At 73.8% G+C, this 23,205-nt stretch carries 22 protein-coding genes and 2 tRNA genes; 9 read left to right on the forward strand and 15 right to left on the reverse strand.

What is annotated here, in order from left to right; all coding sequences use genetic code 11:
- Nucleotides 1–143: 143 nt before the first annotated feature.
- Nucleotides 144–1,394, forward strand: a complete 1,251-nt coding sequence (locus GGE06_RS00865) for a M6 family metalloprotease domain-containing protein (protein WP_184930156.1) — start codon at nucleotides 144–146, stop codon at nucleotides 1,392–1,394.
- 55 nt (nucleotides 1,395–1,449) lie between these two features.
- On the opposite strand, the gene GGE06_RS00870 is transcribed toward GGE06_RS00865, so the two are convergent.
- From GGE06_RS00870 to GGE06_RS00900, 7 genes are all read right to left on the reverse strand, one after another.
- Nucleotides 1,450–1,523, reverse strand: a tRNA-Lys gene (locus GGE06_RS00870).
- Nucleotides 1,514–2,143 carry a hypothetical protein gene (locus tag GGE06_RS00875; protein WP_116160826.1) on the reverse strand — a complete coding sequence of 210 codons (630 nt, stop codon included), beginning with the start codon at nucleotides 2,141–2,143 and terminating at the stop codon, nucleotides 1,514–1,516. Before GGE06_RS00875 ends, GGE06_RS00870 begins: the two co-directional genes overlap by 10 nt.
- A 313-nt stretch (nucleotides 2,144–2,456) precedes the next feature.
- The gene (locus GGE06_RS00880; RefSeq protein ID WP_116160827.1) at nucleotides 2,457–2,813 is read right to left on the reverse strand and encodes a DUF8844 domain-containing protein; all 357 of its coding nucleotides are present in this window, start codon (nucleotides 2,811–2,813) and stop codon (nucleotides 2,457–2,459) included.
- A gap of 130 nt (nucleotides 2,814–2,943) precedes the next feature.
- Nucleotides 2,944–4,275, reverse strand: a complete 1,332-nt coding sequence (locus GGE06_RS00885) for an AAA domain-containing protein (protein WP_116160828.1) — start codon at nucleotides 4,273–4,275, stop codon at nucleotides 2,944–2,946.
- Between the two features lie 34 nt (nucleotides 4,276–4,309).
- Nucleotides 4,310–5,899 (reverse strand): hypothetical protein, encoded by a 1,590-nt coding sequence (locus GGE06_RS00890; protein ID WP_116160829.1) that lies wholly within the window; start codon nucleotides 5,897–5,899, stop codon nucleotides 4,310–4,312.
- 37 nt (nucleotides 5,900–5,936) lie between these two features.
- A complete protein-coding gene (locus GGE06_RS00895; RefSeq protein ID WP_184929815.1) occupies nucleotides 5,937–7,127 on the reverse strand; it encodes a hypothetical protein in 1,191 nt (396 codons plus the stop codon).
- Nucleotides 7,021–7,899, reverse strand: coding sequence for a phosphatase PAP2 family protein (locus GGE06_RS00900; protein WP_184929816.1), 879 nt, complete (start codon nucleotides 7,897–7,899; stop codon nucleotides 7,021–7,023). The genes GGE06_RS00895 and GGE06_RS00900 overlap by 107 nt, the downstream gene beginning before the upstream one ends.
- 155 nt (nucleotides 7,900–8,054) lie before the next feature.
- On the opposite strand from GGE06_RS00900, the gene GGE06_RS00905 reads away from it, so the two are divergent.
- The gene (locus GGE06_RS00905) at nucleotides 8,055–8,651 is read left to right on the forward strand and encodes a histidine phosphatase family protein (RefSeq protein ID WP_116160832.1); all 597 of its coding nucleotides are present in this window, start codon (nucleotides 8,055–8,057) and stop codon (nucleotides 8,649–8,651) included.
- A gap of 9 nt (nucleotides 8,652–8,660) precedes the next feature.
- Here the strand turns inward: GGE06_RS00905 and GGE06_RS00910 are convergent, their stop codons facing one another.
- The gene (locus tag GGE06_RS00910; protein ID WP_116160833.1) at nucleotides 8,661–9,947 is read right to left on the reverse strand and encodes an NsdA family TPR-like regulatory protein; all 1,287 of its coding nucleotides are present in this window, start codon (nucleotides 9,945–9,947) and stop codon (nucleotides 8,661–8,663) included.
- A gap of 224 nt (nucleotides 9,948–10,171) precedes the next feature.
- On the opposite strand from GGE06_RS00910, the gene GGE06_RS00915 reads away from it, so the two are divergent.
- Together GGE06_RS00915 and GGE06_RS00920 are read left to right on the forward strand one after the other, a co-directional pair.
- Nucleotides 10,172–10,654, forward strand: coding sequence for a hypothetical protein (locus GGE06_RS00915; protein ID WP_116160834.1), 483 nt, complete (start codon nucleotides 10,172–10,174; stop codon nucleotides 10,652–10,654).
- 33 nt (nucleotides 10,655–10,687) lie between these two features.
- On the forward strand, nucleotides 10,688–11,554 hold the full coding sequence (locus tag GGE06_RS00920; RefSeq protein WP_116160835.1) for a spermidine synthase: 867 nt from the start codon (nucleotides 10,688–10,690) through the stop codon (nucleotides 11,552–11,554).
- Nucleotides 11,555–11,561: 7 nt separating this feature from the next.
- Here GGE06_RS00920 and GGE06_RS00925 read toward each other — a convergent pair whose 3' ends face one another.
- Nucleotides 11,562–12,140 carry a hypothetical protein gene (locus GGE06_RS00925; protein ID WP_184929817.1) on the reverse strand — a complete coding sequence of 193 codons (579 nt, stop codon included), beginning with the start codon at nucleotides 12,138–12,140 and terminating at the stop codon, nucleotides 11,562–11,564.
- Nucleotides 12,141–12,227: 87 nt separating this feature from the next.
- Here GGE06_RS00925 and GGE06_RS00930 point away from each other — a divergent pair, with 87 nt between their 5' ends.
- From GGE06_RS00930 to GGE06_RS00940, 3 genes are all read left to right on the forward strand, one after another.
- Entirely contained in the window at nucleotides 12,228–12,941 is a 714-nt protein-coding gene (locus GGE06_RS00930) for a response regulator transcription factor (protein WP_181924627.1), read from the forward strand.
- The gene (locus GGE06_RS00935; RefSeq protein WP_116160838.1) at nucleotides 12,938–14,311 is read left to right on the forward strand and encodes a sensor histidine kinase; all 1,374 of its coding nucleotides are present in this window, start codon (nucleotides 12,938–12,940) and stop codon (nucleotides 14,309–14,311) included. Before GGE06_RS00930 ends, GGE06_RS00935 begins: the two co-directional genes overlap by 4 nt.
- 178 nt (nucleotides 14,312–14,489) lie before the next feature.
- Entirely contained in the window at nucleotides 14,490–15,992 is a 1,503-nt protein-coding gene (locus GGE06_RS00940; RefSeq protein ID WP_184929818.1) for a glycoside hydrolase family 18 protein, read from the forward strand.
- A gap of 175 nt (nucleotides 15,993–16,167) precedes the next feature.
- On the opposite strand, the gene GGE06_RS00945 is transcribed toward GGE06_RS00940, so the two are convergent.
- The 4 genes from GGE06_RS00945 to GGE06_RS41975 form a co-directional block, all read right to left on the reverse strand.
- A tRNA-His gene (locus tag GGE06_RS00945) sits at nucleotides 16,168–16,240 on the reverse strand.
- Between the two features lie 128 nt (nucleotides 16,241–16,368).
- A complete protein-coding gene (gene orn, locus GGE06_RS00950) occupies nucleotides 16,369–16,971 on the reverse strand; it encodes an oligoribonuclease (protein ID WP_116160840.1) in 603 nt (200 codons plus the stop codon).
- 203 nt (nucleotides 16,972–17,174) lie between these two features.
- Entirely contained in the window at nucleotides 17,175–18,335 is a 1,161-nt protein-coding gene (locus GGE06_RS00955) for a helix-turn-helix domain-containing protein (protein ID WP_116160841.1), read from the reverse strand.
- Between the two features lie 422 nt (nucleotides 18,336–18,757).
- Nucleotides 18,758–19,186 carry a hypothetical protein gene (locus tag GGE06_RS41975; RefSeq protein WP_221517875.1) on the reverse strand — a complete coding sequence of 143 codons (429 nt, stop codon included), beginning with the start codon at nucleotides 19,184–19,186 and terminating at the stop codon, nucleotides 18,758–18,760.
- A gap of 387 nt (nucleotides 19,187–19,573) precedes the next feature.
- Between GGE06_RS41975 and GGE06_RS00965 the strand changes: the two genes are divergently transcribed.
- Entirely contained in the window at nucleotides 19,574–20,095 is a 522-nt protein-coding gene (locus GGE06_RS00965; RefSeq protein ID WP_015033782.1) for a universal stress protein, read from the forward strand.
- Between the two features lie 189 nt (nucleotides 20,096–20,284).
- Nucleotides 20,285–20,845 (forward strand): GPR1/FUN34/YaaH family transporter, encoded by a 561-nt coding sequence (locus tag GGE06_RS00970; RefSeq protein ID WP_116160842.1) that lies wholly within the window; start codon nucleotides 20,285–20,287, stop codon nucleotides 20,843–20,845.
- 159 nt (nucleotides 20,846–21,004) lie between these two features.
- Here GGE06_RS00970 and glmS read toward each other — a convergent pair whose 3' ends face one another.
- Both glmS and GGE06_RS00980 read right to left on the reverse strand, forming a co-directional pair.
- Nucleotides 21,005–22,822 (reverse strand): glutamine--fructose-6-phosphate transaminase (isomerizing), encoded by a 1,818-nt coding sequence (gene glmS, locus GGE06_RS00975; protein ID WP_116160843.1) that lies wholly within the window; start codon nucleotides 22,820–22,822, stop codon nucleotides 21,005–21,007.
- A 68-nt stretch (nucleotides 22,823–22,890) separates the two neighbouring features.
- Nucleotides 22,891–23,166 carry a hypothetical protein gene (locus GGE06_RS00980; protein ID WP_030210307.1) on the reverse strand — a complete coding sequence of 92 codons (276 nt, stop codon included), beginning with the start codon at nucleotides 23,164–23,166 and terminating at the stop codon, nucleotides 22,891–22,893.
- Between the last annotated feature and the right edge of the window lie 39 nt (nucleotides 23,167–23,205).

A 23,205-nucleotide genomic window follows, 5' to 3' on the forward strand; every position in this document is an offset into this window, starting at 1 on the left:
GACTTTCCGTGAGCTGAAGCGCGCTCGTGTCGCGTCGCCCCCGTGGCGCGCCCTCACCCGACCGGGGCAGCGGAAACATGCGAAACACCGCGAAACGTCACAAGGTGGGTGGGGTGTCCCGCATTCCCGATCCGGAGGTCCACGTGAGGGCTCAGCAGCCACCCGGGGGAGTGGAACGCCCGCGGCTGCGTGCCGGCGCGGCGGCCTTCACCTCGCTCGCCGCCCTGGCCGCCACCGGGCTCGTCGCGGGTCCCGCCGTCGGCGCGTCCTCGGCGAGTCCCTGCGCCCTGCCCCGTACCGCGGCCCACCACTCGCTCGGCCTCGACACCTGGAACGGCGCCTACACGCGACCGAACCAGACCCTCGACGCGGTCATGATCTTCCTGTCCTTCCCGGACTCCGCACCGCTCACCGAACCGGCCGAGCTCGCCGCCGACCACTTCCCCGCCACCAGCGAGTTCTTCGACCGCGCCTCCTACGGACGCTTCACCCTGCGCCCGCACGCCCGATCGGCCTGGACCCCGATGCCGCACGCGTCGGAGGCGTACGACATACGGCGGGACTGGGACGCCGGGAAGCGGGCCGCCTACCTCCGCGACGCGATCGCCGCCGCCGACAAGGACGTCGACTTCTCCCGGTACGACGTCGTCTACCTGGTCGCCGACCCGGACGCGCCCGGCGTGGACTCCGACGCGACCAAGGTCGTCAACCTGGACCGCCCGCTGGAGGCCGACGGCACCGAGATCAAGCGCGTCGTCACCGTCTTCGAACGGCACCCGCCCGACCGCAACGTCCTGGCCCACGAGACCGGCCACGTCTTCGACCTGCCCGACCTCTACCGCCGGCCCGTGGACGGCAAGGGCGACTGGGACACCCATGTGGGGGACTGGGACGTCATGGGAAGCCAGTTCGGGCTCGCCCCGGACCTCTTCGGCTGGCACAAGTGGAAGCTCGGCTGGCTCTCCAGCGCCCAGGTCGCCTGCGTCCAGGGCACCGGCTCCCACCTGGTCAGCCTGGAACCGACCGACACCCCGCCCGCGGCGGGCGGCACCCTCGGCACCCGGCTCGCCGTCGTCCGCACCGGACCCGACAGCGTCCTGGCGATCGAGGCCCGGAGCCGCGCCGGGAACGACGCCGACACCTGCGCCGAGGGCGTGCTCGTCTACCGGGTCCGCAACGACGCGGCCTCCGGCGAGGGCCCGGTCGAGGTCGTGGACGCGCACCCGGACACCCAGGCGTGCGTGGAGCGCTCCGTCTACCCGCCGCTCGCGGACGCCCCCCTGGAGGAGGGCGAGACGATGACCGTCCCCGGGAGCGGGGTGCGGATCGAGGTGACGGACCGCACCGAGGCGGGCGTCTGGACGGTGAAGATCACGCCTCCCGGACCCGCGTGACCGCCGGAACACGAAGAAGGCCCCCTCACCGAAGTGAGGGGGCCTTCTCTGTCTGTGCGCCGCCAGGGACTCGAACCCCGGACCCGCTGATTAAGAGTCAGCTGCTCTAACCAACTGAGCTAGCGGCGCCTGCTGACGTCGTAGACATTAGCATCCGGATCGGCGGGAGGAAAAATCGATACCCGCACGTCGGCGGCGGAGGCCGCCCGGACGGCCCGCACACAGGCCCAGAGCACGACCTCGGGGCCCGGCAGCCACGGATGCCGGGAGTCGGGGGCCACCAGCCAGCGGGGCCCGGCGGAATCGGACGGAACCAGCGGCGGCACGGTCACCGCGTCCCCGAGCCCGTGACAGAGCGGCCGGGGGACCGCCTCTCCCCACTCCTCCCAGTCGAGCAGCGCCGGCAGCCGCTGGGCCGTCCCGGGCGCGGCGAACAGCATCATCCGGCCCCGGTGCGTCGCGACGGGCCCCGAGCCCGGGCCCTCCTCCCACAGCCGGTCCAGCATCCGGCGCCCGAAGACCGGGTCCACGTTGACGACGTCGAAGACCGTCCCGCAGGGCAGCGCCGCCGGGGAGGCCGGCCGGGACTCCCAGCGGGTCAGCGCGGCGCCGTCGCGACCCCCGGCGGCCGAGGCGAGCCAGGCGGCCCCGTCGGCGGTCACGCGGGCCGTCTGGTGCCGCCCCTCGTCGCCCTCCCGGAGGAACCGGAAGATGTCGTGCGGGGTCTCTTCGCGCAGCCAGGTCGTCATGACCCAGGTCTACCGGGCGTGATCCCCCGATTGCCGAGGGTTCCCGGAATCCCGGACAGGAGGGGTGGCGGAGGAGTATCGTGCCCCCTCGGCATATGCCAGGGGTGGTTTTTCGGTCAGACGTACGCCTCCGCGCCAACCGGACGCGCCGACGGGCGTAGGTGGATGCCTCCGAACCAGCCGGGCGCGCCGACAGGCGCACCCGTCGCCTCCGAGCCAACCGGACGCGCCTACGGGGCGCATGGGTACGCGCCCGGACCGGCCGAGCGCGCCTACGCCCCCCCCCCGCACCGGGCCGACGCGCGCCCCGCTCTCAGTCCTCCGCCGGCTGTCCGTTCGTCCGGATCAGGCCCTGGCCGAACTCGATCATCTTCCGGGCGTAGTCCTCGGTCCACTGGGCCCGCTCGGCGACGTCCGCCGCCGTCAGCCGGTCGAACCGGCGCGGATCCGCGAGCTGCGCGGCCGCGATCGCCTGGAACTCCGTCGCCCGGTCCGTCGCCGCCCGGAACGCGAGCGTCAGCTCCGTCGCCCGGGACAGCAGCTCGCGGGGATCCTCTATCGACTCCAGGTCGAAGAAGTGCTCCGGATCGGCGGTCGCCTCGGCAGGCTCGAAGATCAGCGGTGCCGGCCGGAGCCGCCGCTGTGCGCTCCGTTCCGCGGGTTCCGCCATCGTCCTTCTCCTCCTCGCACAGACACGGCCCGGAATCCCGGGCCGTCTTCCATTGTCCCGCGCCCCGCAAGAGCGCGAGACGTCCCCCGTACGCCCCCACGTCCTTCCGGGCCCCGGTTTCGACCCGGGTTCACGGAGTCCAGCCCACCCGGTGTTCCTCCAGGTGGGAGAGGACCGCGTGGTTCGCCTCCCAGCCGTCCGGGAACGAGACCGCGACGCCCAGCTGCACCGGGTCCGTCGACGGGTGCTCGTCGAGGAGCTCCGCCACGCCCGCGCGGCACACCACGATGCACGCGTGCCGGTGCCGGGAGGCCAGGACGCACAGGCGGCCCGTCTCCAGGTGGAAGGCCGTCGCGTCCGGGCGGCCGGAGAGCGGGTGGAGGACGACCGTCACGTCGTACTCGCGGCCCTGGAGCCGGTTCGCGGTGTCCACCGTCACGCCCGTCACCCCGAGGTCCGCGAGCGCCGCCCGGACCGCCGCCGCCTGGTCGCGGTGCGCGGTGCCGACGGCGATCCGGTCCGGGGTGAGCGGCACCGGGGTCTCCGAGCGCTCCGAGACCGCCGAACCGCCCCGGTCCAGGAGCCGGCGCACCACCAGGGCGATCGCACCGACCGCCTCGGGATCGGTGCGCGGGGTGTGCCGGGCCGGGAGTTCGAGCAGGCCCCAGCCGGACTCGGCGGCCTCGTCGAGGACCCGGTCCTGGGCCGAGCCGTCCGAGGCGACTCCGAAGGACAGCTTCCGGTCGCCGTGGCCCGTGCCGCTGCGGAACGGCGTGTACGGGTAGAAGGCGTCCGACACCAGCGGCGCCGCCGAGGCGGGCAGTCGCCAGGAGACCGGGAGGCGGTGCTGCGGCAGCTCCGGGTTGTGGGCCAGGAGGGTGGAGACCGCGGACGCCGACGGGTCGTACGACAGGCCCGCCCACTGCTCCGCGCCCACCACCGAGAACGGGTCCAGCTGCCCGGGGTCGCCGACGAACAGCGCCCGCTCGAAGAGGCCCGCCACCGCGAGCAGCGCGTCCGAGCGCATCTGGTACGCCTCGTCGACGATCGCGTGCGCCCACGGCTCGACGTTCTTCACGTGCCCCCACTTGGCGGCCGTGGACAGCACGACCGGCAGCCCGGTCAGCTCGCCCGCCTTCGCCGACTTCCGTACGTTGGCCAGGTCGTCGAGCGCCTTGTCGTACGGGTCGGAGTCGCTGGAGTGCAGCCGGCCGACCTCCAGGTCCGGCTCCTTCTCGGCGAGCCGCAGCACCAGGTCGTCCACCTGCGCGTTCGTCTGGGCGACCACCATCAGGGGCCGCCCGGCGGCGGCCAGTTCGAGGGCGGCCCGCACCACGAGCGTCGACTTCCCGGCGCCCGGCGGGGAGTTCACCACGACGCCGCGCGCGGTGCCGTGCAGGGTGTCCGCGAGAATGGCGTCGGTCGCGCGGGCGGCCTCGGCGGACGGGTCGAACACGGTCACCGCATGTCCTCAGGGGTTACGAAGTCGAGATCGGTCACAGGACGTCCTCCGGCGTCACGGCGTCCGGCAGTTCCACCGCGTCCGTCCGTGGCGGGCCGCCGTGCGTCCACGGCGTCTCCTCCGGGTCCGGCAGCTTCGGGCCGACCCGCTGGTCGTGCTCGAACAGCGTCCAGGCGATCCGCTCGCCCTTCTCCGGCACCGAGCCCTCCGCCGGCTCCTTGGAGCGTCCCATCCGGTCCAGGATCCGCAGGAGCAGCGAGCCGTCCTCCTCGTACCGGACGAACTCCGCCGTCTGCGGCTTGCCTTCGAGCGAGCGGTACACCTTCACCTTCTCGCCCAGGTGCGGCCGGTCGTCCGTGCGGACCGCGACGAGCGGGCGCGGCGCGGGCCGCTTCGACTCCGTCCACGCCATCGTCACCTCGACCACCTCGGCCGTGAACGCCTCGCCCGCGAGCCGCCGCCCCGCCAGGACCAGCGGGTCGTCGAGGGCCTCGTGCGCCTCCAGCTGGCCCTGCGCCTGCTCGCGGGCGGCGAGCTTCTGGGCGGCCGTGACGGCGTCGTCCCGGCGCGGCTGCGGCGGCTCGCCGGCCGCGACCCGGTCCCGGTGGGCGGTGAAGGACCAGCGGTCGCGGGTCCAGCGGTCCTCGACCCTGGCGCCTTCCGGCAGCTCCCGCAGCAGCCCGATCGCCCGCCAGACCGCGTCCCACGTGGGCTTCAGCTGGGAGACGACGAGGCGGCGCAGCTCCCGCTCGGCCGCGTGCAGTTCGGCGAGGCCCGTGTCGGCCGCCTCGCCGTCCTCGGCGGCGCCGAGCGCCTGCCGGGCCCGGTCGTACCGCTCGATCGCGGGCGCGAGGAGCTTGTTGTCGAAGGCCGGGTCGGTCGCCGGGCCGGCCGGCGGGCAGAGCAGTTGGCCCTGGGAGTCCCGGCCCAGCTCGGCCCGCAGCGCGCCCTCCGCGCCCGGCTCGTCGTCGTACGGGTCGATCCAGGCGAGCAGCGCGCCCAGGTGCTGGTCCTCCAGGGAGGACTGGCCGGTCGCCCAGTGCCGGTTGAGCAGGTCGGTCGCGGAGAGGAGCAGCGAGGAGCCGGGCACCCGGGCCCGCTCGCCGAAGTGCGTCAGCCAGCGTCCGAGCAGCGGCACGCGCGGCGGCGCGGGGAACGGCGTCTCCGGGTCCTGCTCGGCCGTCCGCCGGAACCGCGTGGACCGCCCGAGCAGCCGTACGTACTCGACGCCCGCCCGGCTCGGCACGATCAGCTGCGGCGCGTCGGCGCACAGCTCGACCTCGACCTTCACCTTCTTGCCGGTCTCCGGGTCGACCTCGCTCTTCTCGGCCGCCTCGACGACGTCCGTGTACGCGTCGACGTACGGCAGGATCTCCTCGGCCAGGTCGGCGAGGAACGCGAAGCGCAGGTCACGGTCCCGGGGCTGCGGCACCACCAGGAGCCTCGGCTCCTCGGGATCGGTGCCGACGAGCGCACCCAGCGGGGCGCCCGCCTCACCGGCCGTCGTCAGGGGGACGAGGACCAGCGGGCGCGCGGAAAGGCGCCGGTGCCGGACGGTCGCGAGCGGCTGCGCCCGGCCCGACTCGACGGCCTCCATCCGGGCCAGCGTGGAGATCAGCGACATGCCAGGGCCTCCCGGGGCGCGGCGCGGAAGCGAGGGCTCAGCAGGGGCATTCGACGGCCTCCCGAGGGGTGCGGGCGGGCGCCGACGCCAGCGCCTCCTCGCGCAGCGCCCGCGCCCTGCGCAGCGCCGCCACCGCCGGGTCCTCCGGGTCGCCCTCCTCGCCGCGCGCCGCCGCCAGGACCGCTCCGACCGTCGTCAGGCCGCCCAGCTCGCCCCGTACCGAACGGCCCAGGGTCTCCACCGCGCCCGCCTCCCGGGAGCGCGACCGGCAGTGGAAGGCCAGCTCGCAGGCGGCCAGGCACTCGGGCGCGTACTGATGGGGCACGCACTCCACGGCCGCCATCAGCTCCTCCGCCGTCCGCTCCACCACGTCGAAGCTGACGCCCTGCGGCAGGGCCCGCGCGATCTCGTCGATCCGGGTCAGCCGGGCCAGCTGACGCCGGGTCACCGACCGCTGCTTGCGCACGTCGACCACCGAGGCCGCCGGCACGTTCGAGAAGTCCTTCGGGCAGACCAGGAGCACCGACTGCGCGACCCGCGCGCCCTCCGTACGGGCCGCGACCCGCTCCAGGGCCAGCACGTACACGGCGGCCTGGCGGGCGGCGGCGCCCACCTTCGCCGCGTCGGCCGAGCCGTCGATCATCGGGAACGACTTGATCTCCACGACCGTCCACCCGCCGTCGGGGTGCACGACCACCGCGTCCGGCTCCAGGTAGACGGGCGCGCCGGCGACCTCCAGGGCGAGCAGCGGATGGTCGAGCAGCGCCCAGGCCCCGGCCCCGGTCGCCTCCCGCAGCGCGAGCGCCGTGCGCGCCACGCGGCCCTCGGGGCCGGCCGCCGCCAGATCCGGTACGGACACCTCGCCCGGCTCCTCGACGCCGATCAGGCGCAGCAGTTCACGGCCGCCGTCCGCCTTGACCTTCGCCTCGAAGGAGTTGCCCCGGACTATCGCGAACTGCGACTGGCCGAACGGCGCCGGCGAGCCGAGCTTCGCGGCGAGGGCCGACTTGTCGACCCCGGCGCCGTCGAGGACGGCCCGCCGCTTGCAGCCCGGATTGGCCGCGAGCGCCGCCAGGGCGCGGGCGTCCAGCGGACGCGGCACGACACCCGGTCCACGCAGCTCAGCGAGGATTCCCCAAGCTCTCGGCTTCGCTCGAGCAGGGGAGGCCCCATTTCGACGTGTCGTCTGCGGTGGTGCGGACAGACCGCTGTCCGGGAATGCGCTCACCCGCGGAAGTCTCGCATCCGTCACTGACAACCAGGGGCGCTTCCGCCCTTCCGCGGATCCGGTCGGCGAGCCGCAGCACGTGCGGGGCGAGGAGCAGACCGGCGCCCATCACCGCGACCCCGGCGACCGCGTCGAGCAGGTAGTGGTTCGCGGTGCCCATCACCACGAGGGCGGTGACCAGCGGATACGCCACCCCGAGGGCCTTCGTGAGCGGCGTCCGCCCGTACCGCCACAGCATCACGCCGCACCACAGCGCCCAGCCGACGTGCAGGCTGGGCATCGCCGCGTACTGGTTCGTCAGGCCGCCGAGCCCGCGCGGCGCGCTGGCCTCGCCGCCCCACCAGCCGTACGCGCTGAAGTGCGCCATCGTGTCCGTGAAGCCGTGGGCCGCGTCGAGCAGCCGGGGCGGGCAGGTCGGCAGGAGCGTGAAGCCGACGAGGCCGAGCAGGGTGGAGACCATCAGCCAGGTGCGGGCGGCGCGGTAGTGCGCGGGGCGGCGGCGGAAGAGCCAGACCAGGACCGCCGGGGTCACGAGGTAGTGCAGCGAGGCGTACGCGAAGTCCGCCGGGACCCCGAGCGCGGGGACGCTCGTGAACAGCCGGTTCAGCGGGTGCTCGGCGTCGATCCCGAGGCTCTCCTCCAGGTGCAGGATCGTGCGCCCGTGCGCCACGGCCGAGGCCTCGTCGCCCGCCACCAGGAGCCGCCCGCACGAGTAGGACGCGTACACGACGGCGATCAGGGACAGCTCCGCCCACCAGCGTGGCCTGCGCATGAATGGGTCCCCCCCCCGTCGGTGACATCCCCGGGGGAGGGACGCCGGACGGCTCCCGCGGGTTGCCCGGCGGCCACCCCGAGTTCACGCCGGAGACGATCGGCGATGATGGGAGAGGCACGTCCGCACCGTGAAACCCCTGGAGCGTCCTACCCATGGCACCGCGCATCCTGCTCGCCCGGCACGGCCAGACCGAGTGGTCACTCCTCGGTCGGCACACCGGCAGGACCGACATACCCCTGCTCGAAGAGGGGCGGCGCGGCGCGAAGCTGCTCGGCGAGCGGCTGCACCGGGGCCCCTGGCAGGGGCTGCCCGGCGTCGAGGTGCGCACCAGCCCCCTCGTCCGGGCGAGCGAGACCTGCGAGCTCGCCGGCTTCGGCGACCGGGCCGAGCCCTGGGACGCGCTGATGGAGTGGGACTACGGGGCGTACGAGGGCCTCACCCCGCCCGAGATCCAGAAGATCCAGCCGGGCTGGTTCATCTGGCGCGACGGCGTCCCCGAGGGCGAGACGCTCGCGCAGCTGTCGGACCGTGCCGACGAGATCGTGGAGTGGGCCCGCTCCGCCGACCGCGACGTCCTGGTCTTCGCCCACGGTCACATCCTGCGCTCGATCGGCGCGCGCTGGCTCGGCGAGGACGTCTCCTTCGCCTCCCGCATCCGCCTCGACCCGACGAGCCTGTCGGTCCTCGGCTGGGCGTACGGCGCCCCGGCCCTCGAGCGCTGGAACGACACGGGGCACCTGGAGCAGTAGGCCCCGCGCTCAGTACGAGGCCAGGACCCGGCCGGTCTCCGAGAGGAGGCCGCGGATGCGGGCCGAGGCGATGCCGTCGAGGGAGTCCGCGACGCGCCTCGCCTCCGCCGCCGCCTCGTCCGGGCGGCCGGCGTGCGCCAGGTCCTTGGCGAGGTGCGCCCGGTAGAGCGCGAGGTTCCGGGCGAAGTGCGGGTTCTGCAGGACCACCGCCCGGTGGGCGTGGCGCGCCGCCCGGCCCCACTCGCCCAGCGCCGACCAGCACCCGGCCTCCAGGGCCTCCCGCTCCGGCTCGCCGAAGAACGACATCCACTCGGGGTCGCCCTCGGCCGGGCCCCGCTCGAACCAGCCGTGCGCGCGGCCGAGGGCCTGCTCGCAGGCGGAGCGGTCGCCGAGTCCGGCCCACGCGCCCGCCTCCCGCAGCGAGAGCAGCGAGAGGAGCCGGGCCGAGTCCAGCGGCTGCGCGGCCCGCAGGCCCGCCTGCGCCGCCCGCACCGCCTCGCGGAAGCGGCCGGTGTCCCGGGCCAGGAACGAGGTGTTGCAGAAGGCGTGCGCCTCCAGGGCCGCGTTCCCCGCCACGCGCGCGGTGGCCAGCGCCTCCGCGTAGTGCGAGCGGGCGTCCTCGTGCCGGCCCGAGTCGTGGGCCAGCCAGCCGACGGAGAGGGAGAGCTCGCCCGCGCCCGCGTGCAGCCGGTCCTCGGTGGAGCGGCGGCTCATCGTGCCGGCGTCGAGGAGCGCGTACGCGGTACGGAGCGGCTGGGCGGCCACCTTGTACAACCCGTCGGCGCCGTGCCGGTCGTCGAGCAGCCGGATCCGCCGCACGGCGTCCTCGACGGCCCGCACCTCGGCCTCGCCGATCCGGTGGCTGCCGCGGGGGGAGGGGATCGCGACGGCGGGGCCGCCCAGTCCCAGCGAGGCGGCGGCCAGGGTGGCGGAGCCGCTCGTCATGAATGCGCGACGCAGCACGTCGCTCTCCTCATCGTTCCGGGTGGTGATGGCGGCGGGAGGCGCTGCCCCGGCCGGGACGGCCTGCCGCCGGCCGCGCACCGTCTCCCGCGCGGAGAACCCCAGGTCGGAGAGGCCCAGACCGGGGAACATGTGCAGGAAGACCCGCTCGTACGCGTAGTTGGGGCAGCGGATCTCGCCCGCCTCCACGCGCCCGATGTAGCGGGCGTCGCACGCGACCTGTTCGCCGATCTCCCGGGCCGCCCGGCGGACCGCCGCGGCGAACTCCGCCGGCGAGTGCTGTCCGCGGAGCCGGCGGAAGGCGAGATTGGGAACTGCCCGTGACATCGCCATGGCCGAGCCCTCTCCTGGTGCTGCCGGGTGTCCGGCGGCAAGAACGTACCTGCTGTGACCGGATGCGTACGCTGAGTTTGGCTACAAATCGGATATCTCGCCTGCGATCTGCCATGAACTGCCATCCTTTGCGGCGGCATCCCGCCGTAGCCGTTGACGCGCACGGGCGTTGAACCGTAAGGGAGAGACGGAACGTGTCTCCTCTGGAGCGAGGAGGGGTCCTCATGTCGGAGATCGGTTCGCAGTCGGCCACGCGGCACGTACCTGCCCCTGAGGCCGCGCGGCACGTGCCCGCCCCCGAGGCCGCGCACCGGGCGCCCGTCGCCCCGGACGCCGCCGGGCCCTGGGACCTGGTGACCGTCCCGGCCCGTCAGGGTCTCGAGGCCGTGGACATCCTGCGCCGCGCCGCCGCCCCCGCCGTCGGGCCCGTCGTCCACGACGGCACCTGCGACACCCTCGGCTTCCTGGTGCCGCCCGGCACCGCCGCCGCCTGGGACGTGCCGGGCAGCGCCTGTACGCGGACCTCGGGCCGCGGCCTCCGCCTCCCCGAGCTGCCGGAGCTCCCCGAACCGGCGGGCGACGCGCCCCGCCCGGCCGGCTGGCTGCTGCCCCCGGGCGACACCGACCCCGTCACCGACCCCGTCGTCCTGCGCGAGGCGCTCGGCGAGGCGGCCCGGCTCATCGAGGCGGCCGACGGCTGCCACTGAGCTCCTGTCCCGGCTTGCCCGGATAATGGGCCCGTGGCCAGGAACAGACAGCGCGACCGGGCGGCGGCCGCCGCCCCCGTCGTCGAGACCGTCGACGGCGGTCTCGCCGAACTCATACCCGACCGGGAACGCCCGCGCGGCTGGACGCTGCTCATCGACGGCGCCCCGCAGTCGCACGTCGACCTCGACGACCCGGCCGCCCTCACCTTCGAGTACCAGCGGCGCCTCGGCCACATCGCCGACCTCGCCGCCCCGCCGAACCGGCCGCTCCAGGTCGTCCACCTCGGCGGCGGCGCCTTCACCCTCGCCCGGTACGTCGCCGCGACCCGGCCCCGCTCCACGCAGCAGATCGTGGAGCTCGACGGACGCCTCGTCCAGCTCGTCCGCCGGGAACTGCCCCTCGACGCCGGGGCCCGCATCCGGGTCCGCTCCACCGACGCCCGCGCCGGGCTCGCCAAGGTCCAGGACGGCTGGGCCGACCTCGTCATCGCCGACGTGTTCAGCGGCGCCCGCACCCCGGCCCACCTGACCAGCACCGAATTCCTCACCGAGGTGCGGCGGGTGCTGCGGCCCGACGGCTTCTACGCGGCGAACCTCGCCGACGGCCCGCCGCTGACCCATCTGCGCGGCCAGATCGCCACCGCGGCCGCCGTCTTCCCCGAACTGGCGCTCACCGCCGACCCGACGGTCCTGCGCGGCCGCCGCTTCGGGAACGCGGTGCTGCTCGCCTCGGACCGCGAGCTGCCGGTCGCCGAGCTGACCCGCCGGGTGGCCACCGATCCGCACCCGGGGCGCGTGGAGCACGGCCGGGCCCTCGCCGACTTCGCCGGGGGAGCGGTGCCGGTCACCGACGCGAACGCCAAGCCCTCACCCGTACCGCCGGCGTCCGTCTTCCGGTGACCGGCCGCTACGTCTGACGGTCGTCGATCTCCACGCGGGGCGCGGTGTCGTGCCAGACGCAGAAGACCGACAGCTCGCGGCCGTCCTTGGTGAAGGTGACCCGGATCCACGTCGGCTGCTTCCACACCTGCATCTGCCAGCCGGCCGCGGGCGTCGCCGACACGAGTTCGGCCGAGGTCTCCCCGAGGTCGAAGGTGACCCGGCCGCCGTCCACGGGGTAGGTCTTCACGGACGAGACGGACGAGGGCGAGTCCCCGGGCGACGTGGTGGGAGTCCGCGTCGTGGGGGACGGGCGGCGCGAAGGGGTCGCGGACGGCGAGGCGGGGAGCGTACGGGCCTCGCTCGGCGTGGACTTCGGAGCGGCGGGCGCGGAGGGCCCGGTGCTCTCGGGCGGCCGGGTGGCGGAGGTCTGCGGGTCGCCTCCGGCGACGGCCGTTCCGATGGCGGGGCCGGCCGGGAGCGGCAGGGCCCGCGGCGGGTCGTACACCGTGCCGGACAGCACCGTGTGCACTCCCCACCAGGACAGGGTGACCGCCGCGCCGGTGGCGAGCGACCAGGCCAGGGCGTGAACGAGTCCTCTTCGCACCGGGACATAGTGCACCACCCGGGAAAGGTCCGTACCGGAGGGTGGACCTTGCTCCCGGTCTCACCCGGATGGCGTACGGTGCGGCCCATGGCAAGTGTGCTCGTGGTCGAGGACGACCAGTTCGTGCGCTCCGCCCTCATCCGGCAGCTGACCGAGGCCTCCCACACCGTACGGAGCGTCGGCACGGCTCTGGAGGCGCTGCGCGAGGTCGCCCATTTCCGCTTCGACGTCGTGATCCTGGACCTCGGTCTGCCCGATCTCGACGGGTCCGAGGCGCTCAAGATGCTGCGCGGGATCACCGACGTCCCGGTGATCATCGCGACCGCCCGGGACGACGAGGCCGAGATCGTACGGCTCCTCCACGCCGGGGCCGACGACTACCTCGTGAAGCCCTTCTCCGTCGACCACCTCACGGCCAGGATGGCCGCCGTCCTGCGCCGCTCCCGGCCCGCCGGCGGCGAGCAGCCGCCGTCCAGGGCCCTGAGGGTCGGCGGGCTCACCGTCGACCCGCTGCGCCGTCAGGCGGAGCTCGACGGGACGCCGTTGGACCTGACCCGGCGCGAGTTCGACCTGCTCGCCTTCCTCGCCGGGCGGCCCGGCGTCGTCGTCCCGCGCAAGGAGCTGCTCGCCGAGGTCTGGCAGCAGTCGTACGGGGACGACCAGACCATCGACGTACATCTGTCATGGCTGCGGCGGAAACTGGGCGAAACGGCCGCCCGACCCCGCTATCTGCACACCCTGCGCGGGGTGGGCGTGAAGCTGGAGCCGCCCCGCGAGCGGGAACCGGGGTCGCAGCCGTGAGATGGGCGCTCGTCAAGGTGTCCCTGGCCGTCACCGCCATGGTCGTCGTCGCCTTCGCCGTCCCCCTCGGGCTCGTCGTCAAGGAGATGGCCCGCGACCGGGCCTTCTCCAACGCCGAACGGCGGGCCGCGGGACTCGCCCCCGTCCTCGCCATCACCACCGACCGCGACGAACTCGACAAGGCCGTCGCCACCACCGAGGACGGGGCCGCGGGACGCCTCGCGATCCACGTGCCCGCCGCCGAACCCGGCGGCACCGCCCTGGAGATCGGCACCCGCCGCGCCGACCCCCAGGAGCTCGCCACCACCCGCAGCCTCGGCCGCGCCTCCATCGCCGAGGTCCCCGGCGGCTTCGCGCTGCTCCAGCCCACCGCGCTCAGCAGCGGCCAGGTCGCCGTCGTCGAACTCTTCGTCCCCGAGGACGAGGTCAGCAACGGCGTCGCCACCGCCTGGCTCGTCCTCGCCGGCGTCGGCCTCGCCCTGATCGTCGGCTCCGTCGCCGTCGCCGACCGCCTCGGCATCCGCATGGTCCAGCCCGCGCAGCGGCTCGCGGGCGCCGCCCACGACCTCGGCGAGGGCAGGCTCGGCGCGCGCGTCCCCGAGGAGGGGCCGCCCGAGCTCAAGTCGGCCGCCGTCGCCTTCAACTCGATGGCCGACCAGGTCGTGCAGCTCCTCGCCAACGAACGCGAACTGGCCGCCGACCTCTCCCACCGGCTCCGCACCCCGCTCACCGTGCTCCGGCTCAACGCGGCCTCGCTCGGCTCCTCGCCCGCCGCCGAGCAGACCCGCGCGGCCGTCGAGCAGCTGGAGCGGGAGGTCGACATCATCATCCGCACGGCCCGCGACGCCAAGCCGCAGACCCAGGCGACCGGGCCCGGCGCCGGCTGCGACGCGGCCGAAGTGGTCCGCGAGCGGATGGAGTTCTGGTCGGCGCTCGCCGAGGACGAGGGCCGCCGGGTGCGGGTCGCGGGCGTCGAGCGCCCGGTCCGCATCCCCGTCGCCCGCCCCGAACTCGTCGCCGCCCTCGACGCCCTCCTCGGCAACGTCTTCCGGCACACCCCCGAGGCCACCGCCTTCTCCATCGACGTCCACAACGGAGACGACGCCGTCATCGTCCTCGTCTCCGACGCGGGCCCCGGCATCGCCGACCCCGCCGCCGCGCTCGCGCGGGGCGCGGGCAGCGGACGCGACGGCTCCACCGGCCTCGGCCTCGACATCGTGCGCCGCATGGCCGAGTCGACGGGCGGCGACGTCCGCATCGGCCACTCGGTCCTCGGCGGCACGGAGGTACGGATCTGGATCAGCCTCGACGGCCGCGGAGCCGGTACGGGCGGGGGCGGAGGCCGCCGCGGCCGCCGCCGCAAGGCGTGACGCGCCGGGGCCGTACGCGCCGGGTCCGTTCCGTCCCGCTCAACCTTTCCTGGTCCCGATGCCTTCCTTAAGCGGAGCCTAAGAATCCCAACCCCGGTCCGACTGGGCCCTTTTGTCCGCTTCCAGGTCGCTAGCGTGCTGCCGCACCCCACCCCCGGCACACAGAGGCAGGCACGCCATGGGCACCAGTTCGCACCGGCGCAGGACGAGCACCCGGACCAAGGTCGTCGGGGCGATCGTCGCGGCGGCCGTCGTCGGCGGCGCGGCCGTCGCGCTCACCGGCACCGCCCAGGCCGCCGCCGTCGGCGCCGCCTACACCCGGACCAGCTCCTGGACCGGCGGCTACACCGGCCAGTACGTCGTCACCAACGAGACGACCGCGACCCGGTCCGACTGGACCCTGGAGTTCGACCTCCCGGCCGGCACCACCATCGGCTCCCTCTGGAACGGCGAGCACACCGTCTCCGGCAGCCACGTCACCGTGAAGCCCGCGAGCTGGAACAGGCAGCTGGCGCCCGGCCAGTCCGTCACCGTCGGCTTCGTCACCTCCGCCGCCGGCCGGGCCGGCGACCCCGTCAACTGCCTCATCGACAAGGCCGCCTGCTCCGCCGGAGGAGCCACCCCCACGCCGAGCGGCCGCCCCACCGGGCAGCCCACCGCGACGGCCTCCCCCAAGCCGACGGCCACCGCGACGGTGAAGCCCACGCCGACCGCCACGGCCACCACGAGCCCGAAGCCGACCACCCCGGCACCCACCCCGACGGCGACCACCACCGGGGCCCCGGCCACGGGCGCCGGGTTCGCGCCCTACGTCGACACCTCGCTCTACCCCGCGTACGACCTGCTCGCGACCGCCGACGCCACCGGCGTGAAGGAGTTCAACCTCGCCTTCATCACCTCCGGCGGCGCCTGCGCCCCGCTGTGGGGCGGCGTCACCGACCTCGCGAACGACAAGGTCGCGGCCCAGATCGGCGCCCTGCGCGCCAAGGGCGGTGACGTCCGCGTCTCCTTCGGCGGCGCCGCCGGCCACGAGCTGGCCCTGAACTGCTCGACCTCCTCGGCGCTCGCCGCCGCGTACGGCAAGGTCGTCGACCAGTACGGGCTGACCAAGGTCGACTTCGACATCGAGGGCGCGGCCTTGCCGGACACCGCCGCCAACACCCGCCGCTCCCAGGCGATCGCCCAGCTCCAGAAGTCCCACCCGGGCCTGGACGTCTCCTTCACCCTGCCGGTGATGCCCGAGGGCCTCACCCAGCCGGGCGTGGACCTGCTCGCCGACGCCAAGCGGAACGGGGTCCGCGTCGACGCCGTCAACATCATGGCGATGGACTACGGGCCGGCGTACAGCACCGACATGGGCACGTACGCCGTCCAGGCCGCGACCGCGACCCAGGCCCAGGTCAAGGGCGTCCTCGGCCTCTCCGACGCGGCCGCCTGGAAGGCCGTCGCCGTCACCCCGATGATCGGTGTGAACGACGTCGCCTCCGAGGTCTTCAAGGTCGAGGACGCGACCCAGCTCGTCGACTTCGCGAAGTCCAAGGGCCTGGGACGGCTCTCGATGTGGTCCTCCGCCCGTGACAAGCAGTGCGCGTCCGGCGCCGTGGCCTACGCCGACCCGACCTGCTCCTCGATCCTCCAGCAGCCGCTGGCCTTCACGAAGGCCTTCGGCGCGTACAAGTGACCGGATAAGCCACCGCGCCCCCCACACCGCGCGCCCCGGCCGGCACCACCCCACCTCCGGCCGGGGCGCGCACCCCTGTGTGGGCTGCATCACGCATGTGGCCCCGGCCCGGACCGCGCCGGGCCCGGGAACGACGGAAGCCCCGGTTCTTTCGAACCGGGGCTTCCGTCATCAGGGTGAGTAACGGGACTCGAACCCGCGACATCCTGGACCACAACCAGGTGCTCTACCAGCTGAGCTATACCCACCACGACCGGCGGTTTTCCCGAAGGTTTCCCCGACCGGCCGAGAAGAAGTCTACAGGGTTTCGAGGGGTGCTCGCGCACGCATTCTTCTGCGGGCGCGAGCGGGCCCCGTCGAGCGGCTGACCGAGCGGCTATTCGGCGGGGACGACGTGACGCGCCGCGATCTTCTTCGCGGTGTCGGAGTCGGGGCCGGGCTGCGGGACGAAGATCGCCTCGCGGTAGTAGCGCAGCTCGGCGATCGACTCGCGGATGTCGGCGAGCGCCCGGTGGTTGCCGTTCTTCTCCGGACTGTTGAAGTACGCCCTCGGGTACCAGCGGCGGGCCAGCTCCTTGACCGAGGAGACATCGACGATCCGGTAGTGCAGGTGGTTCTCCAGGGCGGGCATGTCGCGCGCGAGGAAGCCGCGGTCCGTGGAGACCGAGTTCCCGCACAGCGGCGCCTTGCCCGGCTCCTTGATGTGCTCGCGGATGTACGCGAGGACCTGGGCCTCCGCGTCGGCGAGCGTGGTGCCCTCGGCGAGCGCGTCGAGGAGCCCGGACTTCGTGTGCATCTCGCGCACGATGGCCGGCATGGTCTCCAGGGCCGCGTCCGGCGGGCGGATCACGATGTCCACGCCTTCGCCGAGTACGTTCAGTTCCGAGTCGGTGACCAGCGCGGCCACCTCGATGAGTGCGTCGTCCGTCAGCGAGAGCCCGGTCATCTCGCAGTCGATCCACACCATGCGATCGTTCATGCGTCCTACCTTAGGGCCTGCCTTCCGGATCAGGCCGGGCTCGCGGGGCCTGATCCGGAAGGCGGGCCCTGGCCCTTCCCGCCGATGGGACCGGCCCCGCGGCCCCTCGGTCCCGTCCCGGACAGGCCGACGGGCCCCCGGGGGAGGTGTCCCCGAGGGCCCGTCGGTCCTGCGTCGCACCGCTTGTGGCGGCGGCGGTCTCGTTACGGCGCGCTGCGCTGCCCCGGCAGGGCCGGGCGCCCGGAGGCGTACACGTCCGACTGCGGCTTGCCCGGCTCCAGCGGCCTGCGGAGCCCCGCCGAGCCCTGCGCCGGCACCGCCGGCTCGAGCACGGCCGTACCGGCCTCGCCCTGCGGCCGCCGGGCGCGGTACGCCGCCCGGTAGGCGGCCGGCGAGGAGCCGAGCTGGCGCCGGAAGTGGCCGCGCAGCGCCACCGGGGAGCGGAAGCCGCACCGGCCCGCGACCTCGTCGACCGAGTAGTCGGAGGTCTCGAGCAGCCGCTGCGCCTGCAGCACCCGCTGGGTGATCAGCCACTGGAGCGGGGCCGAACCGGTCAGCGAGCGGAACCGGCGGTCGAAGGTCCGCCGTGACATGTACGCGCGTGCGGCGAGCGTCTCCACGTCGAACTGCTCGTGGAGGTGCTCCAGCGCCCAGGCGACGACCTCGGCCAGCGGGTCGGCGCCGATCTCCTCGGGTAAAGACCTGTCGAGGTAGCGCTCCTGACCGCCGCTGCGCCGCGGCGGGACGACCAGCCGGCGCGCGAGCGCGCCCGCGGCCTCGGTGCCGTGGTCGGTCCGCACGATGTGCAGACACAGATCGATTCCGGCCGCGGTGCCGGCGGAGGTCAGCACGTCCCCGTCGTCGACGAAGAGCTCCCGCGGGTCCACGTGGACCGACGGGTAGCGCTTGGCGAGCGTCGGCGCGTACATCCAGTGCGTGGTCGCCGGGCGGCCGTCGAGGAGTCCGGCGGCGGCCAGGACGAACGCCCCGGTGCACAGCCCGACGATCCTGGCCCCCTCCTCGTGTGCGCGGCGCAGCGCTTCGAGCGCCTCCGGCGGCGGCGGCGAGGTGATCGACCGCCAGGCGGGCACCACGACGGTGCCCGCGCGGCTGATCGCCTCCAGGCCGTACGGCGCGGTGAGTTCGAGCCCGCCCGTGGTCCGCAGCGGGCCCTCCTCGCCGGCGCAGACGAGCAGCCGGTAACGGGGCACTCCGGCGTCCTGCCGGTCGATGCCGAACACGGAGAGCGGGATGGAGCTCTCGAAGATGGGGCCGCCGCTGAACAGCAGCACCGCGACGACTTCGCGACGGCGGCGCCCGGACAGCTTCCGTGCGACCTCCGGTGCGGTGGAGTCCTGGCTCATGACGCTAAGCCCCCCTCGGTGTTCGCGTCTCCCTGGTCGTGTCGCTCCTGCACGTTTCCCCTCGGTTTTGCACGAGACCCCAGTCTTCGGTACCCATGATCGAATCTACTGTGTCCCGTGGCGCCGGCGTGACAAGTTCTCCATCCGGTGGATTGTCGACAAGGCAACTTGGCGTGAAGCGATCGATCGCCGCGTTGCGCCTCCGACGGCCCCGCGAGGGCCCGGCGGTACCCCGAACGTCCCCGTACGAGGGGGGTGTGGGCCCCCGGGACAAGGCTTTCCCGGCCTCCGGAGCCGGGGTTGGTCAACCGTTTCGCCAAGGACTCGCCGATGGCTGGAAGTTGGCTGAAAACATATGGGGTCGGGTGTACGAACCTGTCAACTCGAAGGGGGGCGGGGTCGGATTCGAGCCCCTCGGGGGGCTAGTTCCGACGCCTCGGGCGGACCGCCTCGGCCCGCAGCCCGCGCTCCGAGCGGCGCAGCAGCAGCCGGCAGGCCGCCGTCACCGCGACCAGGCCGAGCGCGGTCCCGGCGGCCCCGCCGAGCGAGGTGCCGTAGAGGACGAGCACCACGGGGACCAGCGCGCAGCAGAAGACCGCCCAGCGGACGACGTCCCCCGTCTGCTCCGCCCCGCCGCCCGTACCCACGGCGATGTCCACCACCGTCTCCGTCCTCGTCTCCGCCCGCGGGTCCGTCCTCGTCTCCGTCCGCGGGTCCGCCCCCGGCTCCGCGGCCGCGGACGGGCCGGGCGCCCGACGGCGCCCGCGGGGCGCGCCGGGTCCGGCGGAGGGACCGGGGGAGGGGGAGGCGGCGGCGGAGGTCTGGCCGGCGGTGGTCGATGGTGCGGGCACGGGCGGTCTCCCTGCGACGGTGGGGCGGGGGTGCGGTGGCGTCGGGGCGCCGGTTCGGGGCGGCGGGGGGCTGGACCTGTGGCAACGAGGAGCGGAACGTTCCGGTCACTCTCGGCGACGTCCGTTTGGCCCCCGTACGGTCGCCTGTAGGGCACATCCGGCATTGCCAGATCCCGAACCCCTCGGGCATGCTCCCTGGAACGCCGCGTGCGAGCGGCGGGCACGCCAGGTGTGGCGCGGCGGGCTCTGGGCAGGAGAGGAGTGTCGCCGTACCCTTGGGGGTATGGGCTTGGGAAGATGATTCCCGGACACAGCTCCGCCGTCACCCGTCGTTCGTCGCCCCTTTCCCCGTCCCTTCCCACGAGGACCTTCTTCGCCGAGACACCGATGGCCGGTCACGAATTCCCCGAACCCGCGGACCGCAAGCGCGTCGCCGATTCCACGGTCGACCCCCTCGCGGTAGAACAGCCACGTCACGCCTGCGACCCGGCCTTCCGGCACGGGGTCGTCGTCGGCTTCGACGGTTCCACGTCCAGTGAGCGCGCCCTCGCGTACGCCATCGGCATGGCCCGCCGCTCCGGATCGGGCCTGATCATCGTGCACGTGGCCAACCGGCTGCCCACCACGGTGTGGGCCGGCTGCGAGCCCCCGGTCTTCGTCGACGTGCCGGACCACCGCACCGAGGTCCTCGGTCTGGAGCTGGCCTGCGCCGAGCACCTCTCCGAGGTGCCGTGGATCCTGGTCGAGCGCGGCGGGGACATCTGCCACGAGCTGGAGGAGGTCGGCCGGGAGTACTCGGCCGACGCGATCGTGGTCGGCTCGACGCACGGGATCGTCGGCCGGATCTTCGGCTCGGTGGCGGGCCGCCTCGCGCGCCGCGCCCAGCGGCCGGTCATCGTCATCCCGTAACGCACCCGCGGACCGCACCCGCGGACCCGTCCCGTCCCGTACGGCCCGTCAGGTCACTCCCTCAACTGCCGTTATCCGGCCATAAATTCGGCCTTCCTCAGGTGAATTGTGCGCTTGTGAAGGGTACATAAAGGTCACCGGAACACAGCAGCTCACGCAGGACAACTGCACACCTGAAGGGAGCCCGCCGTGAACAACGAAGTCGCCGCGGGAAACACCACCTCCACGCTCGGCCACCTGGCACTCGGACTGACCCTGCTGGCCTTCGGCCTGGGCGGAACCGGTGTCATCGACAACGTCGCGGCAGCGGATGCCGCGGGTCTCGCCACCTGGGTCGGCGGCGTGACGCTCTTCCTCGTCGGACTGCTCGCGCTGCGCGCGGGCGACAAGGGCGAAGGCACGGCGTACGCGGCGCTCGGTGCCTTCTGGTTCACCTGGGGCAGCGGAGCCGGCGGGCACGCCTCGGCCGACGCCATGGGCCTCTTCCTGCTCCTGTGGGCGCTCCTCGCGCTCACGCTGACCATGGCGGCCTCGGGCAGCGGACTCTTCGGACAGGGCGTGTACGGGCTGCTGTTCGTCGCGCTGCTGCTGCTCGGCATCGGCGCCCTCGCCGACAACGCCGGGCTCGGCAAGGCGGGCGGCTGGGTCGCCGCCGTCGCGGGTCTGGTCGCCTGGTACGGCGCCACGGCCGCGGTCGCCGGCTGGCCGACGGCCCTGCGCCGCGCGTCGGGCGCCCCGGCCGCGGGCTGAGCCGGAACCACCGCAAGGACAGCGGTCCCCGTGCACGGGAGGTGTGTGCACGGGGACCGCTGTGGTGTCCGGCCGAGGCTCCGGGGGACAGGCCCGGAGGGGCGCGGCGTCCGGGGGACAGGCCCGGCGCCGCGCCTCGGCCGCGACGGCTGGGGGTGCCTACTCGACGGTGACGGACTTCGCCAGGTTGCGCGGCTTGTCGATGTCACGGCCCATGGCGAGCGCCGTGTGGTAGGCGAGGAGCTGGAGCGGGATGCCCATGAGGATCGGGTCCAGCTCGTCCTCGTTCTTCGGGACGACGATGGTGTGGTCGGCCTTCGCCTGCGGCTGGTGCGCGACCGCGAGGATGCGGCCGCTGCGGGCCTTGATCTCCTCCAGGGCGGCGCGGTTCTTCTCCAGCAGGTCGTCGTCGGGGACGATCGCGACGGTCGGCAGGGCCGGCTCGATGAGGGCGAGCGGGCCGTGCTTCAGCTCCGAGGCCGGGTACGCCTCGGCGTGGATGTAGGAGATCTCCTTCAGCTTGAGGGAGGCCTCCAGGGCGACCGGGTAGCCGCGCACGCGGCCGATGAACATCATCGACTGGGCGCCGGCGTACTGCTCGGCGATCTCCTTGATCTGGTCCTCGGTCTTGAGGATCTCCTCGATCTGCGCGGGCAGCTTGCGCAGGCCCTCGATGATCCGCTTGCCGTCGGTGACGGACAGGTCGCGGATGCGGCCCAGGTGCAGGGCGAGCAGCGCGAAGGCGGTGACCGTGTTGGTGAAGCACTTGGTGGAGACGACGCAGACCTCGGGGCCGGCGTGGACGTACACGCCGCCGTCGGCCTCGCGGGCGATGGCGGAGCCGACGACGTTGACGACGCCGAGGACGCGGGCGCCCTTCCGCTTGAGCTCCTGGACGGCGGCGAGCACGTCGTAGGTCTCACCGGACTGGGAGACGGCGATGTAGAGGGTGTCGGGGTCCACGACCGGGTTGCGGTAGCGGAACTCCGAGGCCGGCTCGGCGTCGGCGGGGATGCGGGCCATGGACTCGATGAGCCCGGCGCCGATGAGGCCGGCGTGGTACGAGGTGCCGCAGCCGAGGATCTTGATGCGGCGGATGGTGCGGGCCTCGCGCGGGTCCAGGTTCAGGCCGCCCAGGTGCACGGTGGAGAAGCGGTCGTCGATGCGGCCGCGCAGCACGCGGTCGACCGCGTCGGGCTGCTCGCAGATCTCCTTGTGCATGAACGTGTCGTGACCGCCCATGTCGTAGGAGGCGGCCTCCCACTCGACCGTCTCGGGGGTGGCCGTGGTGGAGGCGCCCGAGGTGGTGTAGGTGCGGAAGTCGTCGGCCTTGAGGGTGGCCATCTCGCCGTCGTCGAGGGTGACGACCTGGCGGGTGTGGGCGATCAGGGCGGCGACGTCGGAGGCGACGAGCATCTCCTTCTCGCCGATGCCGAGGATGACCGGGGAGCCGTTGCGGGCCACCACGATGCGGTCGTTGAAGTCGGCGTGCATCACGGCGATGCCGTAGGTGCCCTCGATGACCTTGAGCGCTTCGCGGACCTTCTCCTCGAGGGTCTCGGCCTCGGAGCGCGCGATGAGGTGGGTGATGACCTCGGTGTCCGTCTCGGAGGCGAAGACGACGCCGTCGGCCTCCAGCTTGGCGCGGAGCTCCTGGGCGTTGTCGACGATGCCGTTGTGGACGACCGCGACCTTGTTCTCGGGGTCCAGGTGCGGGTGCGAGTTGATGTCGCTCGGCGCGCCGTGCGTGGCCCAGCGGGTGTGGGCGATGCCGGTGGTGCCGGTGAAGCGCTTGGGGACCTTGGCCTCCAGGTCGCGGACGCGGCCCTTGGCCTTCACCATCTTCAGGCCGCCGGCCTTCGGGCTGGTGACGACCATGCCGGCCGAGTCGTAACCCCGGTACTCGAGGCGCGCGAGGCCTTCGAGCAGCAGCGGGGCGACGTCGCGCTTACCGATGTAACCGACGATTCCGCACATAAAGGTGAAACCCCTCCAGGTTGGTGGATGTACTCGAACGCACGCGGACGTTCCCGGGCGTGCGCCGCTCAGCCGTAGACGATGCGGCGCAGCTGCCGGAGCGAGAGCTCCGGTGGCGCCACCGCCCGGTGCGGCAGCTCCGCCGCGATCCGTTCGAAGATCTCGGCGTTCACCGCACCGCCGGACTGCAGCTCGCGGTGGCGGCGGCGGACGAACTCCTCGGTCGTCTCGTCGAAGTACGCCAGCACGTCGAGCACCACCCGGGCGGCCTCACCGCGCTGGAGCGCGGTGCTGCGGACCAGGTGGTCGATGAGGTCGTCGTGCGACGGGCGGCGTTCGAGCACCCGTGAATACTGAGGGGTCACCCGGGCCTTCCGCAAGAA

The sequence above is a fragment of the Streptomyces nymphaeiformis genome (genome assembly GCF_014203895.1).
GTDB lineage: Bacteria > Actinomycetota > Actinomycetes > Streptomycetales > Streptomycetaceae > Streptomyces > Streptomyces nymphaeiformis.

Bases quoted from the DNA above. Each gene is read 5' to 3' on its own strand.
- glmS (WP_116160843.1), bottom strand. From the start codon at position 22,822: ATGTGCGGAATCGTCGGTTACATCGGTAAGCGCGACGTCGCCCCGCTG.
- GGE06_RS00880 (WP_116160827.1), bottom strand. From the start codon at position 2,813: ATGGCGGAACCCGCGGAACGGAGCGCACAGCGGCGGCTCCGGCCGGCA.
- GGE06_RS00890 (WP_116160829.1), bottom strand. From the start codon at position 5,899: ATGTCGCTGATCTCCACGCTGGCCCGGATGGAGGCCGTCGAGTCGGGC.
- GGE06_RS00875 (WP_116160826.1), bottom strand. From the start codon at position 2,143: ATGACGACCTGGCTGCGCGAAGAGACCCCGCACGACATCTTCCGGTTC.
- GGE06_RS00910 (WP_116160833.1), bottom strand. From the start codon at position 9,947: ATGGCGATGTCACGGGCAGTTCCCAATCTCGCCTTCCGCCGGCTCCGC.
- orn (WP_116160840.1), bottom strand. From the start codon at position 16,971: ATGAACGATCGCATGGTGTGGATCGACTGCGAGATGACCGGGCTCTCG.
- GGE06_RS00965 (WP_015033782.1), top strand. From the start codon at position 19,574: ATGGCCGGTCACGAATTCCCCGAACCCGCGGACCGCAAGCGCGTCGCC.
- GGE06_RS00900 (WP_184929816.1), bottom strand. From the start codon at position 7,899: ATGCGCAGGCCACGCTGGTGGGCGGAGCTGTCCCTGATCGCCGTCGTG.
- GGE06_RS00940 (WP_184929818.1), top strand. From the start codon at position 14,490: ATGGGCACCAGTTCGCACCGGCGCAGGACGAGCACCCGGACCAAGGTC.
- GGE06_RS00905 (WP_116160832.1), top strand. From the start codon at position 8,055: ATGGCACCGCGCATCCTGCTCGCCCGGCACGGCCAGACCGAGTGGTCA.
- GGE06_RS00930 (WP_181924627.1), top strand. From the start codon at position 12,228: ATGGCAAGTGTGCTCGTGGTCGAGGACGACCAGTTCGTGCGCTCCGCC.
- GGE06_RS00955 (WP_116160841.1), bottom strand. From the start codon at position 18,335: ATGAGCCAGGACTCCACCGCACCGGAGGTCGCACGGAAGCTGTCCGGG.
- GGE06_RS00915 (WP_116160834.1), top strand. From the start codon at position 10,172: ATGTCGGAGATCGGTTCGCAGTCGGCCACGCGGCACGTACCTGCCCCT.